This is a genomic window from Fictibacillus aquaticus, from assembly GCF_002245695.1.
GTDB lineage: Bacteria > Bacillota > Bacilli > Bacillales > Fictibacillaceae > Fictibacillus > Fictibacillus aquaticus.
In genome coordinates, this window is sequence record NZ_NOII01000001.1 from 39,246 (window position 1) to 53,945 (window position 14,700).

Genomic DNA, 14,700 nt, shown 5'->3' on the forward strand with positions numbered 1-14,700 from the left:
TTATGGAACTGTATTTTTTAGGAACTGGTGCAGGTATGCCATTTAAAGAACGGAACACGAGTGCTGTTGCTTTAAGGATGGAAAAAAGCGGAGGCATCTGGCTGTTCGACTGCGGAGAAGCCACTCAGCACCAGTTTCTTCATTCATCGCTCAAGCTTGGGAAAATAAAAAAGATATGGGTCACCCACCTGCATGGGGACCATATCTTCGGTCTTCCTGGTCTGCTTGGAAGCCGATCTTTCATGCAGAGCGAAGATGATCTTACTTTATACGGTCCTGATGGATTAGACCGTTTTGTATCTGCATCGCTTGAGACAAGCGGCACTTTTCTTTCATATCCCCTGCATATTGAAACGATCGAGGATGGGTGCTGGTATGAATTCGAACATTCACGCGTACTAGTGAAAAAATTGAACCATACAGTGCCTTCCTATGGTTTTAGAATCGAGGAAAAGAGCCGGCCGCCTCGTTTAAAGGCTGACTTGCTGAAGAAAAAAGGAGTTCTCCCTGGACCGCTATACAATGAGCTGAAAAACGGCAGAGATGTAACGCTTGAGAGCGGAGAAGTGCTAAAAAGTGCTCATTATCTGCATAAGCCTGAAAAAGGAAAAACAGCGGCCATCCTGGGAGACACATCACCTTGTGAAGCGGCTGTAGAATTAGCCAAAGATGCAGATGTTCTCGTGCATGAGTCGACATTTTCTTCCCAGCTCAAAGACCATGCGGAAAAGTTCGGGCACAGCACAGCGATGCACGCAGCCCATACAGCACGTGATGCAAATGCAAAAATGCTTATTCTGACCCATATTTCTGCGCGTTATCATAAAGAAGAAAGCCAAATTTTACTGGATGAAGCACAGCCTATTTTCAGGAATACATATATAGCCAATGATTTTTCAAGTTTCAAGATTTAGTTCGTATGATCATACGCAAAAACTGGATATTGTCCGAAGAAATTGAGAAAGTCATTAACTCACAAGTTTGGTGTAAAGAAGTAAGGCATGTTTAAAATAAGGGCTCCTCATGAAAATCAAACATCATGGCCCTTGTTTTGATTCATATAAAAAAACCGGTTAATTTCAACCGGTTTCAATGTCCTCGGATTGCTCCGGGCTTTTTTATATATTGTTACCATCCGCGTTCATATTGCTTAGGAGCGGCTATTTCAGTTCTGAGTTCTTTTGCAGCTTCTCTTGGCCAGTACGGGTTACGCAGCAGCTCGCGGCCGATGAAAACAAGATCAGCACGGCCGTTCTGTATGATCTCTTCAGCTTGAATGCCAGTTGTGATCAATCCCACTGCCCCTGTTGGGATATCCGCCTCTGACCTAATTTTTTCAGAAAATTTCACTTGATATCCAGGGAAAACAGGGATTTTTGCCGGAACAACCGCACCAGAGCTGCAGTCGATCAGGTCAACTCCGTCCTCCTTCATCCATTTTGCGAACGTGGTGTAATCTTCAACACTGTTGCCGTCAGGATGATAATCATGAGCAGAGATTCTGACGAAAAGCGGTCCGTTCCAAACTTGCCGAACTGCCGCGATAATTTCCTGCAGGAATCGGTATCTTTTCTGCTGGCTGCCTCCGTAAGAGTCGCTCCGCCTGTTCGTGAGCGGGGAAAGAAATTCATTGATCAAATATCCATGTGCTCCGTGAATTTCGATCACATCAAAGCCTGCCTCTTTTGCCCGGCGTGCGCCTGCTTGAAAAGCCGAAATCGTCTCATTGATCTGTTCGATCGTCATTTCCTCAGGTTTCTTCATCTGCTCATCGAACGCGATTGGTGACGGTGCGATGATTGGACCGTCGATCATTGCCTTTCTGCCGGCATGGGCGATCTGGATCGCTGATTTCGAACCCGCACTGTGAATAGCATCGCTGATCCGCTTAAGACCGGTGATATGCGAGTCATTCCAGATGCCCAGGTCATTTTTAGAAATTCTGCCTTGCTCTGTCACGGCTGAGGCTTCCAGCATGATAAGCCCTGTCTGTCCTACTGCTCTGGAATGATAATGCGTAACGTGCCAGCCGGTCGCTACTCCATCCTCTGCTGAACATGAATACATGCACATGGGTGACATGACAATACGGTTGGGTAAAGTGACGTTTTTGATGCTGTAAGGTTCAAATAATAATGCTGCCAAGTGGTCCACTCCTTGTTTCTGAGCTGATTTTCTTTAAAGGTAACATAACGTCTGGCACTGTTAAAAGGATATGCACCTCAGTAAAGTATTCGAGATTCTTTTTGCAGACTGTCACGAAGAGAGCATGCTAAGCCCGGATCGTCTGTGATAACGGCATCAGCTTGCCATTTAAAGAAATAAGACAGCCACCGCTTGCTGTTGACGGTGTACGGCCTTAGGGTAATCCCGGCGATCTTATAGCCTTGCATAATTTCCGGAAACAGCGTTTTGTAATGAGGATGAGCACTTCTGGCGCCTAGATACCTAACATAGTTCCAAGGCTCATAAAGCCCGGAAGAGTACAGCGGTGCGAGGTCAATGTCAGGGTCGAGCAGCCGCAGTGCCCTGATGCTGTAGTGGTTGAAAGACGAAAACACAATCCTGTCTGTCATATTATACTGTCTGGCAAGAGCATAGACTTTGTGCTCGATTCCTTCATAAGGGATGATGTTGTTTTTGAGCTCAATGTTCAGCTGCAGAGAAGTATGAGCAGCCCACGCTAGAAATTCTTCCAATAACGGGATGCGCTCTAAGGCATAATCATGGTGAAACCAGCTGCCTGCGTCAAGCTTTCTCAAATCATCCGCCATATAATCCGATACGTTCCCTTTTGCTCCGGTTGTCCGTTTTAATGATTCATCATGGATAATCACAGGCACACCGTCCTTCGACAGCTGCACATCAATCTCAATTCCGTCCACACCGTATTGCAGAGCCTTGTAAAAAGCAGACATTGTATTTTCGGGAGCTTCTCTTGATGCCCCCCGATGCGAGAAGATGAGTGTCATTAACATCACTCCTGACGAAAGTATCTTGATTTCACTTTACCCCAAAATGACGGAAAAGACTCTCCCTTTCCTTCTAAAGGAGGGAGAGCCTGCTAGCGCTTTTTTAAAGTTGACGGCTGTTCAATAAGTGCTCCTCGTTCAGCCATCCATTCAATGAATCGAAGTTCTTTTTCCGTAAGAGACCGTTTTGTAAAATCTTCAAACTGTTTTTGCAGTTCGAGAATCCGGCTGGTTGCTGCTGTGTAAGAAGACAAAAGCATAACCTCCCTGTTGGTCAACTTCTTTCTTTTATGATAAAGGCGATGCCAGTTAATGTCAATTTGATTTGATGGACAAGAAGTTTGATTAACAGACAAAATGCGCAATCTATACAAAAGAGAGGTGTAGACTGCAATGAAAAAATGGTGGCTGATTTTAACCATATTATGCTTTACCTTATCTGTTTCCCCGCGATCGATTTCAGCTGAAAGCGTTCCCGCAGCCAACCCCCCTGACTATGTTGAACCAGAGTATGCCAAATGGGGCAGGCTGGCAGTGTTCGAAACAGGAAAGCGCTACCCGACCTGGAACATCGTCGATTACCTTTATGTCGGAAAAACACCTGTCAACGGCAATGCCGATCTCCAGACGTTCAAGCTCTGGCTTAGAAAGGACGGAAGGGAAATGGGCGTTATTATTGTCATCACGGTGAGTAAAAACGGAGCTTTTAAAAGCATTTCATTTCGCGAAACGGACCGATAAGATGAACATAAAAGGCTCCTGCAGCTTGCAGGAGCCTTTTATGCGTTTTTCTCTTCATTAATGGTATACTTTTGAAGAACAGATAATTGACTGATTTTTAAAAATAGTCTTGGCCTGCATAAAAAAGGAGTACATAACAGATGAAGAACATCATAAAGATTGAACTGCCGACGCCTTTTGCAGTAGGCAGTGTGAACGCTTATTTAGTTGCTGGAAAAAATCCTGTTCTTGTTGACTGCGGTCCCCACACTGATGAAGCGAAAGAGGCGCTGATCAAAGGGGTTGAAGAAGCCGGTTTCACAATGCCGCAAATAACTGCAGCAATCCTGACGCATTACCATCCTGATCATGCCGGTCTAGCGCTTTGGCTGCAGCAGGAATACGGCATAAAAATCGCTGCCTTTCATGAAAGTGTGCCATTTTTCAGTGATGACCGAAACTTTCACGACAGCCGTATAGCCTTTTACAGGAACTTTTACAACGAAAATGGAGTGCCAGAAGCTCTCGTTGAAAAAGAACTCAAGAAGCTCATTGCTTACCGGAGCTATTGTCCTTCATTTTATCCAGATATCATGATTAAAGAAAATCTGGATGCTTGCCTTCTGCCGGACTGGAAAGCGGTGCATGTACCCGGTCACTCCCCTGATCATATTGCTTTGTTCCATGAGGGTGCTCGCACGCTGATCGGGGGGGACGTCCTGCTTCCTCGAATTTCATCCAACGCTTTGATCGAGCCGGAATATGACGGAAAGAAAAGGATGAAAACACTTCTGCAATACAGAAATACACTCGGAGAGCTTGCGGCATTGAATATCATAAAGGTGTATCCAGGTCATGGTGAGCCATTTTCTGATGCATCTTCACTGGTCGGCGAGAGACTTCGTGACCATGATACACGTGCAGCACATATTCTTGATATTCTTAAGAAGCAGCCAGGCACTGCTTTTTCAGTCGCTGAAAGATTGTTTCCAAGGCTGTATAAAAAAGAAGCGGGGCTTGTTCTGTCAGAAGTGATCGGACATCTGGACCTGCTGGAGGAGAGGGAAATGGTGGTTCAAGAGAGCGGCAGCCAGAATGCATCACGTTATTTTGCAGAGGTGGCATTATGATGAAAAAAAGCTTGAGCGGAAAGCATGTTATCATTACAGGCGCTTCGGGCGGACTTGGAGCACAGATCGCGCTGGACTGTGCCAGCTATGGAGCGGTGCCTGTATTGCTCGCGCGGAGGATCAGCCAGCTTGAGCAGGTGAAGCAGCGTGTGAAAGAACGAACAGGCACTGATTGCTTCATTTATGAATTGGATGTTTCTGACCGTGAACAGGTAAAGGAAGTGTTTGGGCATATTCTTCAGGAGATTCCTTTGCCGGATGTACTGATCAATAATGCCGGTTTCGGTGTGTTTGAAGAGTTTAAAGATGCTTCATGGAGCAATGTAGAAGGAATGTTTCAGACTAACGTTCTTGGCCTGATGGCCTGCACACAGGAAGTGCTGCCGCTTATGCTGAAAAAGGGGTGCGGCCATATAATCAATATCGCTTCACAGGCAGGAAAGGTTTCGACCGCTAAATCTACTGTATATGCAGCCACGAAACATGCTGTTCTTGGCTTTACAAACGGTCTTCGGATGGAAGTGGGTGATCATGGCATTGCTGTTACGGCTGTGAATCCCGGGCCGATCGCGACGGACTTTTTTTCCATCGCTGATTCTTCAGGCAGCTATGTGAAAAATGTCGCTAAATACATGCTAAAGCCGGAGACCGTTTCTGCTGAAATCATCAAAGCTATTCATCGGCCGGTGCGGGAGATCAATCTGCCCAAATGGATGGGTTTTGGCAGCAGAATGTATCAGCTGATGCCTTCTGTTGTGGAGCTGCTTGGCGGAAAAGCATTCAAACAAAAGTAGACCATAAATATATTATGTTAACCCAAAGAGCGGAAACGTGAATTTTCACGTACCGCTTTTTTTATTGTCGGGTAAGAAGATAATTAGTTTATTGAATCTTTTTGTGATTTAAAGGTTTTCATTAAATGCTGCAGGGTACGTATGTTTTTATGGAGGTGGTCTTGTGAAAGATATGATCTGGCTTCTTGCCATCTTTCTATCTAGAGTCTGCGACATGAGTCTTGCAACCTTTCGGACTATATTGCTCGTCCGGGGCAAGAAGTTTTTGGCAGCAGTCATCGGATTTTTCGAAGTGCTGATTTTTGTTGTCGTGCTCAGCAAAGTAATGAACAGCCTTGATTCTCCCTTGCCGATATTAGCCTACTGTCTCGGTTTTGCTTTCGGAAATTATGTCGGCGGCTGGCTTGAAGGGAAAGCAGCTCTCGGAAACGTTCTCGTTCAGGTAATCTCCAAAACCGAAACAGATAAAATGATAACCATGGCAAGAGAGCGCGGTCTTGGAGTTACTGTCATTCCTGCAGAAGGGCTTTCAGGACCCAAGAAAGTGATCAATGTCCATGCTAAGCGCAAATGGCTGGATAAGATGCTGAATGAAATCGGCAGAATAGACCCTTCTGCCTATGTGTCAATTTATGATTCAAGGCAGACGGTCGGCGGATTCTTTGCAGCGAGCAAAGGCAAAAAGTCCTAAGACGATGAGTCTTTAGACCTGTTTATAGTTTGTGCAGCTAACTAAAAGGGAATAGAGCATATATAACCGACAGAGAGAAAAGAGGTAATACAGCGATGAAAAAATATGTGCTTATGATATCCGATCACGGTGACCCTCTAGCAAAACTTGGCGGAAGCCAAGCTGGCGGACAGAACAATTATGTCCATCAGCTTGCTTTGTCGCTCGAAAACAGGGGATGGACAGTTGATGTGGCCACACATTGGTGCGATAAGAACGTCCCTCAGGTTGAGGCCTTCGGAGAAAGGTCCCGAGTTATCCGCATAGCAGCAGGCTATAAGGGCTTTGTCTCAAAAAATGAACTGTTTGAGATGATGCCCGCATTTTTTAAAGAAATGGAAGAGATTCTTCCTCTTGATCAGTATGATCTGATTCATTCCCATTATTGGATCTCAGGGATACTGGCACGGCAGTTTAGAAGAAAATACGATATTCCGTTCATTCATACTTCTCATTCCCTTGGCATCGCCCGCCAAAAAGCGACGGGGGTTGCAGATGAGAGGAGGCTGTCTTATGAAAAAGGGATTTTACGGTCAGCGAACCGCGTGATCGCTACGACACAAAACGAAAAAAGCCTAATCCATGAGTTTGTAAAACAGCCTGCGCCAGTCGACATCATCCCGATCGGCGTTTCTTCCCTTTTCAAGCCATATCCGCATAAAAGCGTCCGCAGCCAGCTCGGGCTTCACGGACCTTCCATCGTTTATGCTGGAAGGCTGGAAGAAACAAAAGGTGTAAAAACGCTGCTTAACGCGTTCAGGCACCTTGTCAGGGTAGGTGATCTTCCTGACAGCACAAAGCTCTATCTGATCGGCGGTGACGAGGATCAAATCGATTCCCGCGGCCTTCCCGTTAACGAGGAGTACCGCTCGCTCGTGAAAGGGATCGAGCAGAGAGTATCGTTCCTTGGCCCTAAAAACCAAGAGGAGCTCGCTCTTTATTTCAGTGCGGCAACGTGCAGCGTCGTCCCTTCTTATTACGAATCCTTCGGCATGGTGGCTGCCGAGGCACAGGCTTGCGGCTGCCCGGTTATCGCTTCAAGAGTCGGAGGCCTTCAAGATGTAGTGGCGGAAGGAGAGACAGGTCTTCTCGTTCGTCCGAACGACGAAGAGGACCTCGCACTGACGCTTGAGATCCTTCTTCAGAACGAGCTGATCGCGAGCCGCCTTGGCAAGCAGGCAGCAAGGTTTGCCGATCAAGTATACCGCTGGCCGGCTATCGCACAGAAAATTGAGAAAAGCTACAAGGAGGTCCTCTCTCATGCCGCAAAAAAACGTTTCACATCTACTAGCTACTGATCTTGACGGCACATTCGTCGGAGAAGCCGAGGAACTCCGAAGCCTTTTAGACCATTTTGAGCGGCTGGATGAAACAGTCACGCTCGTATATGTCACAGGCCGCCATCTTGAATCTGCACTCGAGCTGATCGAACAGGAAAATCTTCCGTTTCCTGAAGTGCTTATCACGGATGTCGGCGCGGCGATTCATGATTTTTCAGACCCCGACGTCAGCTTAATGTGGAAGAACAAGCTTGGAGACGACTGGAATCCGGAAGACATCCGCCGTGCTGCCCGGAACATTAAAGGGCTACAGGAGCAGGAACTGCCCGTTTCATGCAGGGTCTCCTATTATGCAGAGGGGGAAGCTGCAGTGAACGAACTGAAGCAGACTCTCCGATCTACAGGGATTCCGCATCATCTTATTTACAGCTCTGGACGCGATGTTGATGTACTGCCGCTTGGGGCGGGCAAAGGAAATGCGCTTTCTTATTTAATAGAGCAAAAAGACTGGTCGGATGCAGACATTCTCATAGCCGGCGATTCAGGCAATGACCTGGATATGCTGTCTCTTCCTTATCCCGCAGTAATTGTCGGCAACTGTCAAGATGAACTGAAATCGGTGCAGGGAGATTTGATCTACCGAGCTAAAAGGCCATGCGCCGGCGGGATACTCGAAGGCTGGAAGCACTATTTCAGCGAGTCATTATCGCCGATGTAAAATAAGTCAAAAGAGAGTGTCCAAATACTCGGGGAGCACTGAAAAAGTCCTTTATTAATAAGTATGTAGCTGTGATCTCCGCTCCCGTGTGCTCACCTTCCCGCTCGTTCTGCAGGACAAGGAAGGCTTCGGCAGCAAGACATCGCACGAAGAAAATGTGAATTTCATTTTCGAGGAGTCTCGCACTCTTCCGCTCCAATCACAACGAAATCTCATTACAAATGAATAAAAACCAAACATAAAAAAATGGCTAAGATCCAGGGCTTCACATGCACAATCACATGTGAAGCCCTGGATCTTTTCTATTAAGTCTTTTTTTAAAAGGTGATAGTTTTGATTGATTTGTTTGTTTAGAAAGTTCAGTGGGATTGCTCTGAACAATCTTAATTGCTTTAGCTAATTCTTTTATTACGCGCGCTTAATCTTCTTGAATCCTTCATTGATAAAGTTGATCGGAGTGTAAGGTGCCGACTCCTCGAAAATGAACTGCACATTTTCTTCGTGCGATGTCTTGCTCCGTTGCTTTCCTTATCCTGCGGGACAAGCAGGAAGGTGAGACCACTCAATGGCGCATAGCGACGAGTGGGCTCACCGCCTGCCCCGCGGAAAGCGTGCGCCTGAAACGGAGATCAACCTCTTCTCTGATTTCTAATAGCAACATAGTTTACAAAAACATCCTTTTAAAAAGGCAAACCGTAGAAAGCAAAAAGTTTTTCAGTGCCTCTAAATACTACGGACACCCTCTTTTTAATTGGTCAGCATATCGTATACCGCATCATGAACAAGCGAGTAAAAAGCTTCCTCATTTTCTCCGCCGTTCCATTCCTGCAGCACCTTATGTGCGAGCTCCTTGTATTCTTCTTTCGAGAAAGGGAGGGTTTCCTCGCTCCCAAAATAATCAGCGAGTGCTTTTGTGATCATTTTTTCGGTCCATTTTCCGCTCAACCGCATATCCCCCTTTGTGCTGCCTCCAGTGTTTTCTTTACTTTAAAAAAGATCAGCCGCTGCGTCAACACGAACGCTGAAAAAATTTCCATTGTGATAAGAACATATATTCGGTTAGAATGGGTATACATAATACAGAACAAATGTTCTCTTCGTGAAAGGAAGTGAAGGGTGTGGTTGATTACGGAAAACTGCCAAAGCGTTCGATTCTCTGCCTGGATATGAAAAGCTTTTATGCAAGCTGTGCGGCAGTGCGTCTGGGTTTAAACCCGCTCACATGCCATCTGGCAGTGGTCGGGGATACAGGGCGCCAGGGCAGTGTCGTACTCGCTGCTTCTCCAATGATGAAAAAGGATTTTGGCATTCGGACAGGAAACCGCTTGTTTGAGCTGCCGAAGGATTCGAGGATCGTGGTAGTCAACGCGCAGATGGCCTTCTTTTTAGAGCGCTCGATGGAAATTACAAAGCTTCTGGGCCGGTATGTTCCGAAAGAAGCGATACACACCTACAGCGTGGATGAAAGCTTCATTCAGTCAGATGGAACCGAACGGCTATGGGGGAGCCCGCAGGAACTTGCGGCCCGGATCCGCAAAGACATCTGGCAGGAATTCGGTCTTCCATGCGCGATCGGCATTGGTCCGAACATGCTCATGTCAAAGCTCTGCCTTGATCTAGAAGCAAAAAAGAAGGGGATCGCTGAATGGACATATGACGATGTGCCGAAAAAAATATGGAGCATTTCGCCGCTCAGCAAAATGTGGGGCATCGGGTCGAGGGTCGAGAAGACGCTGAACCGGATGGGGATCACGAACGTAAAGGATTTGGCTCATTATCCGCTTGACCTGCTTGAAAAAAAATTCGGCATCATGGGAAGCCAGCTTTATTATCATGCATGGGGAGCCGATCTTTCGGAAATCGGGGCACCAATCATGCAGGGACAGATCAGCTACGGCAAAAGTCAGATCCTGCTCCGTGACTATACCGATCCACAAGAAGTGAAACATGTCATCCTGGAAATGTGTGAGGAGGTCGCCCGGCGTGCCCGCCGCGCAGGAAAAGCCGGGCGCACGGTCAGCCTCGGGATCGGCCGCAGCAAGGATGAAGGCGGGGGAGGATTTTACCGGTCTAAAACAATTGAACAGCCGACAAACATTACTATGGATCTGTACAGTGTCTGTCTCGAACTGTTTGAATGCTTTTTCAGCGGCGAGACGGTCAGAAGGATTTCTATATCTCTATCAAATGTATGCCCTGACACGGAAACACAGCTCAGTCTTTTTGCGCTCGATCAGCCTAAAAAGCGGAAGCTCGGCTACGTGATGGATGAAATCAGGCAAAAACATGGCTCTACTGCGCTTTTGCGAGCTGTATCATATACGAAAGGCGGAACGGCCCGCCACCGGAGCACCCTGCTTGGCGGCCATAAAGCGTAAAGGGGGCTTTTAAAGAACATGATCCGCGACAGAGGGAATATTAAATGGACATCTATGATGCTTCCTGAGCATGTCAAGCTGTTAAGAACACACGAGGAGGAGGATGGCAGAGCTGAGCAGCCGCATATGGACGAACAAGAGCAGGAAGAATGGAACGAACTCCTTTGCGAGGCGATGGCGGAAAACAGGGAACTGCGCTTCGGCTATTATACGGGCGGTGTGATCTGCTATACAGAAGGTTTCGTCCACTATCTCGACGAAATTAAAAAAGAAATCCGTATCGTGACAGCTTCGGGACAGCGTGCGGCTATAAAAACCGCACACATAACAGAAATGAGGTTCAGCGAATAAACGCTGAACCTCATTTTTCTGATGCCGTTCTGCATCATCCGAAGATCTGAATCAGGTAAATCATGACGAGAAGCCCGGTGATGAAGGAAAGGGTAGCGGAGCGGGCATGCCCGTCGCCGTGGCTTTCCGGAATCAGCTCTTTATATACGATAAAGAGCATGGCACCCGCGGCGAACGAAAGGCCGTACGGGACAAGATTTTTCACATAAGACGTGAGCATGTAGCCGCCGAGTGATGTGATGATCTCAACGGCGCCTGTCATGGTGGCGATAAAAAAGGCTTTCATCCGGTTCATTTTCTGGTTAACGAGAAACAGTGCGACTAGCAGCCCTTCAGGTGCATTTTGCAGTCCGATGGAAAATGCAATCAGCCCGCCGAGCGAACTATCCTCAGTCGCGTAGCTTACTCCTACTGCCAGACCTTCAGGCAGGTTGTGCAGCGTGATCGCCGCGATGATCAATATTGCTTTCGCATCGATTCCTTGAAAGGTTTTAGAATGATCAAGATCCAGATGCGGAACAAACCGCTCTAAGAAAAGAAGCGTGAGCGTTCCAAGTGCGATTCCAGCAGTGAGGACACCGATGCCGGACATGTCCAGCGCTTGAGGAATCAAACTGAAAGTAGACGCTGCCACCATGATGCCGGCCGCAAAGGCAAGCAGGATGTCGCGCCATTTGTGGGTCGCATTTTTCATGACTAAAACAGGAAGGGCTCCAAATCCTGTGGCGAGAGCAGAAAGGACGCTTCCAAGCAATACAGATTCCATATGTATCAGCCTCATTGAATTAAAAGATGCCCATTTTCTAAAAAACGGGTGCTTGTCCCTTTTAGTATAACGCGAATTGCACTTTAATAGAAGTAAGCGGTATTCACTGCTGAAATTGGAAATGAGGTGCCGTGCACTTGAAAAAAATTATGATTGATGCGGGCCATGGAGGAAGCGATCCAGGTGCTGTAAACAAGAATGCGCTTGAAAAAAACTTCAACCTGTCAATCGCAATAAAAATAAAAAACTATTTAGAGAAAAACTTTGAAGCAGAAGTACTGATGACAAGAAGCAGCGACGTGACAGTGGAGCTGCAAGAAAGGACGGACAAAGCAAACAAAGCGAAAACAGACTTCTATCTCTCTGTTCACCAAAACAGCGGAGGAGGAGAGGGCTTTGAAAGCTATGTGTATAATGGCGGCGTTTCAAAAGAAACGATTGCCTTCCAAAATGCTGTGCATGCACAAGCGGCTGAGGTAATAAAGAAATATGGGGCAGCAGACAGAGGAAAGAAGCGGGCTGATTTTCATGTATTAAGAGAAACGGTGATGCCAGCGGTGCTGCTAGAAGTATTGTTTTTGGACAACGAAAAAAACCTTGCATTATTAAAGAATGAAAACTTTCAGCTCGAGATAGCAAAAGCTGCAGCAGAGGGGACGGCTAAGGCACTTAAGCTTCCCAAAAGAGAACACAAGACCGTCTATCTCGTCATCGCTGGTTCCTTTGAAGAAAAAAGCAATGGAGAAGAAAGAGTACAGATGCTTTCTGCCAAAAAAATAAGCTCCTTCGTTGATACCGTTAAGGAAGGAGCAAAAACACTGTACCGCGTCCAGGCGGGAGCATTTGCAGAACGGGTTTATGCAGAAGAGCAACTGAAGGCAGTCCGCGCAGCCGGTGTGCAGGATGCTTATATATTGACCAAGGCCGAAAACGAGCCGTCAAAGCCAGAACCGAAGCCAGAGCCAAAACCGCAGCCGGCTGACGGCTTTACAATCGAAGGGACTGCTGTTCTTTCTGCAGATGAAATGGACAGGTTCGCAAGGAGTGTAAACCCTGATGCTCCAAAGCTCGCCAGCCTTTACACGCAGATTGCAACTGTGTACGGCATACGTGCTGATGTTGCTTTCGCGCAGGCGATACAGGAGACAGGCTATTTCAAGTTTGAAGGAAGCGTGAAGCCTGGCCAGCATAACTACGCAGGCCTCGGTGCCTATGAGAACGGAAAATCCGCTTCGTTTAAAAACCCAGAAGAAGGTGTTCTTGCTCATATACAGCATCTTTACGCCTATGCAAACGTAAAGCCTCTGCCGGCAGGGTATCCACTCGTTGATCCGAGATTCCGCTATGTAGCCAGAGGCAGCGCTCCTTCGTGGAAGCAGCTGAATGGCAAATGGGCTGTTCCCGGCGGACAGTATGCTCAGCAAATACTGAACATACACCGCCAGATGGTAAACAGTGTACTGCAGCCGCTTAAAAACCGCGTACAAAATCTGGAAAAAAGGCTGGACGAAACAAAATCATAAAGATAAACTATTGTGGCAGGCGCTGAAAGATGCCGATCGTGAACAGTTCCTCATAAAATGAGGGATTGTGGGGTTCACAAATAACATCAAGCTCGCTGTCTGGATAGCAGGAGAGAGCTATAAGTCCGAGCAAGCTTTTTCCGTTGGCGGTATGTCCGCCTTTTTTTACATAAACCCGTTCTTCATACTTCTCAAAAAAACGAACGACATCTCCGGCATTTCCTGCAAAAAGCGGGGTACGGCAGATCACTTTCATTTTGGCAGCCTCCTTGAGCATATCTCAATGTATGGATATGTTGAAAAGAAGGGAAAATGTCATCTATAACCGTTTTCACATAAAAGACTTGGAGCTGAGCAAATGGAAAGAAAGTACAAAAGACTGCTCGCGGCACTGCTGCTTATCGCTGCAGGGTGCGCCTTGTATTTCATACATACAAAATATTTTCATATATCCCCGAAAACGTTTAAAGAGTGGATCCTTTCATGGGGATGGTCCGCGCCGGCAGTTTTTATTCTTCTGTATGCATTCAGGCCGTTCGTTCTGTTCCCTTCATCTGTTTTTGCCATGACTGCAGGACTCGCGTTCGGGTTTGGGTGGGGCAGTGTTTATACGTACTGCGGATCATTGGCAGGAGGGCTCATGACGTATATTGCGGTTTCTAAGTTCGGCTCTTTTAAGAAAGCTGATCAGTGGGAGGGAAGATACGGAAAAGTGAGAGAGAACATTAAAAAAGAAGGGTTTCTCTATGTTCTGCTGCTCAGGCTTCTGCCAGTATTAAACTATGATCTTGTAAGCTACCTGACATCAGTATCCAAAGTGAAATTCCGAGATTACGCGCTGGCAACAGCGATTGGAATCATACCGGGAACACTTGCTTACACGTATTTCGGAACGTCTGTAACAAGCGGGAACAAAGGAGCCATCTGGGCGGGAGTAGGCGTTCTGCTCGTTCTGGTAGGGGTTCCGATTTTGTTTAAAAAAAGAATGCAAAAAAAGCTTGGTCTTTAAAACGCGCTGCCCAGCAATGAGGCAGCGCGTTTTTTTATGCTGATTATTGGAATTGATGATGCAGATGATCCAGAAAAGCATCCGCATCGCGGCCTTCTGCAATCACAAGAAACGATTCGCCCTCTTTAAGAGTCAGGAAGAAAGAAACGAGGCTCGCCAGCTGCTGGGCAGGCAGTGTCATTCCTTCTCTGGATATAAAGACCTTGTTTTTATATTTATGTGCGGTTTTCAAGATGGACATGGCTTTTGCTGCGGTAATTTTTCCATTAGCAGAATAGCTTCTTGAAGAGATGTTTTTCACGGTAAAATCCTCCTAAAAAGTCGTCTTA

18 protein-coding genes are annotated in these 14,700 nt (G+C 46.8%); 11 read left to right on the plus strand and 7 right to left on the minus strand.

The features are described 5' to 3' along the window. Positions 1-2 precede the first annotated feature (2 nt). The gene (gene rnz, locus CGZ90_RS00180; protein WP_094250321.1) at positions 3-914 is read left to right on the plus strand and encodes a ribonuclease Z; all 912 of its coding nucleotides are present in this window, start codon (positions 3-5) and stop codon (positions 912-914) included. Positions 915-1,128: 214 nt separating this feature from the next. Here rnz and namA read toward each other — a convergent pair whose 3' ends face one another. The 3 genes from namA to CGZ90_RS20530 all read right to left on the minus strand — a co-directional run bounded on the left by namA (position 1,129) and on the right by CGZ90_RS20530 (position 3,226). After that, entirely contained in the window at positions 1,129-2,145 is a 1,017-nt protein-coding gene (namA, locus tag CGZ90_RS00185; RefSeq protein ID WP_094250322.1) for an NADPH dehydrogenase NamA, read from the minus strand. Positions 2,146-2,222: 77 nt separating this feature from the next. Beyond that, entirely contained in the window at positions 2,223-2,972 is a 750-nt protein-coding gene (locus tag CGZ90_RS00190; protein WP_094250323.1) for a glycerophosphodiester phosphodiesterase, read from the minus strand. A gap of 92 nt (positions 2,973-3,064) precedes the next feature. Then, a complete protein-coding gene (locus CGZ90_RS20530) occupies positions 3,065-3,226 on the minus strand; it encodes a hypothetical protein (RefSeq protein WP_165766715.1) in 162 nt (53 codons plus the stop codon). A 139-nt stretch (positions 3,227-3,365) separates the two neighbouring features. On the opposite strand from CGZ90_RS20530, the gene CGZ90_RS00195 reads away from it, so the two are divergent. The 6 genes from CGZ90_RS00195 to CGZ90_RS00220 all read left to right on the plus strand — a co-directional run bounded on the left by CGZ90_RS00195 (position 3,366) and on the right by CGZ90_RS00220 (position 8,344). Then, positions 3,366-3,713 carry a DUF3889 domain-containing protein gene (locus CGZ90_RS00195; RefSeq protein ID WP_094250324.1) on the plus strand — a complete coding sequence of 116 codons (348 nt, stop codon included), beginning with the start codon at positions 3,366-3,368 and terminating at the stop codon, positions 3,711-3,713. Positions 3,714-3,853: 140 nt separating this feature from the next. Next, the gene (locus CGZ90_RS00200; RefSeq protein ID WP_094250325.1) at positions 3,854-4,822 is read left to right on the plus strand and encodes an MBL fold metallo-hydrolase; all 969 of its coding nucleotides are present in this window, start codon (positions 3,854-3,856) and stop codon (positions 4,820-4,822) included. Then, on the plus strand, positions 4,822-5,616 hold the full coding sequence (locus CGZ90_RS00205; RefSeq protein ID WP_094250326.1) for an SDR family NAD(P)-dependent oxidoreductase: 795 nt from the start codon (positions 4,822-4,824) through the stop codon (positions 5,614-5,616). Before CGZ90_RS00200 ends, CGZ90_RS00205 begins: the two co-directional genes overlap by 1 nt. A gap of 172 nt (positions 5,617-5,788) precedes the next feature. Continuing rightward, entirely contained in the window at positions 5,789-6,307 is a 519-nt protein-coding gene (locus CGZ90_RS00210) for a DUF2179 domain-containing protein (protein ID WP_240515368.1), read from the plus strand. Between the two features lie 95 nt (positions 6,308-6,402). Beyond that, the gene (locus CGZ90_RS00215; protein WP_094250328.1) at positions 6,403-7,644 is read left to right on the plus strand and encodes a glycosyltransferase; all 1,242 of its coding nucleotides are present in this window, start codon (positions 6,403-6,405) and stop codon (positions 7,642-7,644) included. Next, positions 7,607-8,344 carry an HAD-IIB family hydrolase gene (locus CGZ90_RS00220; protein ID WP_094250329.1) on the plus strand — a complete coding sequence of 246 codons (738 nt, stop codon included), beginning with the start codon at positions 7,607-7,609 and terminating at the stop codon, positions 8,342-8,344. The genes CGZ90_RS00215 and CGZ90_RS00220 overlap by 38 nt, the downstream gene beginning before the upstream one ends. A gap of 747 nt (positions 8,345-9,091) precedes the next feature. Here CGZ90_RS00220 and CGZ90_RS00225 read toward each other — a convergent pair. After that, positions 9,092-9,289: a YqzH family protein gene (locus CGZ90_RS00225; protein ID WP_165766716.1), complete on the minus strand. Its 198-nt coding sequence runs from the start codon at positions 9,287-9,289 to the stop codon at positions 9,092-9,094. 173 nt (positions 9,290-9,462) lie between these two features. On the opposite strand from CGZ90_RS00225, the gene CGZ90_RS00230 reads away from it, so the two are divergent. Then, positions 9,463-10,722: a Y-family DNA polymerase gene (locus CGZ90_RS00230; RefSeq protein ID WP_094250331.1), complete on the plus strand. Its 1,260-nt coding sequence runs from the start codon at positions 9,463-9,465 to the stop codon at positions 10,720-10,722. Between the two features lie 18 nt (positions 10,723-10,740). Further along, the gene (locus CGZ90_RS00235; protein ID WP_094250332.1) at positions 10,741-11,073 is read left to right on the plus strand and encodes a YolD-like family protein; all 333 of its coding nucleotides are present in this window, start codon (positions 10,741-10,743) and stop codon (positions 11,071-11,073) included. Positions 11,074-11,107: 34 nt separating this feature from the next. Here the strand turns inward: CGZ90_RS00235 and CGZ90_RS00240 are convergent, their stop codons facing one another. Then, complete coding sequence (locus tag CGZ90_RS00240) at positions 11,108-11,839, minus strand: ZIP family metal transporter (RefSeq protein ID WP_094250333.1); 732 nt, start codon at positions 11,837-11,839, stop codon at positions 11,108-11,110. A 137-nt stretch (positions 11,840-11,976) separates the two neighbouring features. On the opposite strand from CGZ90_RS00240, the gene CGZ90_RS00245 reads away from it, so the two are divergent. After that, the gene (locus tag CGZ90_RS00245; protein ID WP_094250334.1) at positions 11,977-13,362 is read left to right on the plus strand and encodes an N-acetylmuramoyl-L-alanine amidase; all 1,386 of its coding nucleotides are present in this window, start codon (positions 11,977-11,979) and stop codon (positions 13,360-13,362) included. 7 nt (positions 13,363-13,369) lie between these two features. Here CGZ90_RS00245 and CGZ90_RS00250 read toward each other — a convergent pair whose 3' ends face one another. Beyond that, positions 13,370-13,618: an HPr family phosphocarrier protein gene (locus CGZ90_RS00250; RefSeq protein WP_165766717.1), complete on the minus strand. Its 249-nt coding sequence runs from the start codon at positions 13,616-13,618 to the stop codon at positions 13,370-13,372. A gap of 102 nt (positions 13,619-13,720) precedes the next feature. On the opposite strand from CGZ90_RS00250, the gene CGZ90_RS00255 reads away from it, so the two are divergent. Then, positions 13,721-14,371, plus strand: a complete 651-nt coding sequence (locus CGZ90_RS00255; protein WP_094250336.1) for a TVP38/TMEM64 family protein — start codon at positions 13,721-13,723, stop codon at positions 14,369-14,371. 43 nt (positions 14,372-14,414) lie between these two features. Here CGZ90_RS00255 and CGZ90_RS00260 read toward each other — a convergent pair whose 3' ends face one another. Then, positions 14,415-14,672, minus strand: a complete 258-nt coding sequence (locus CGZ90_RS00260) for an HPr family phosphocarrier protein (RefSeq protein WP_094250337.1) — start codon at positions 14,670-14,672, stop codon at positions 14,415-14,417. Between the last annotated feature and the right edge of the window lie 28 nt (positions 14,673-14,700).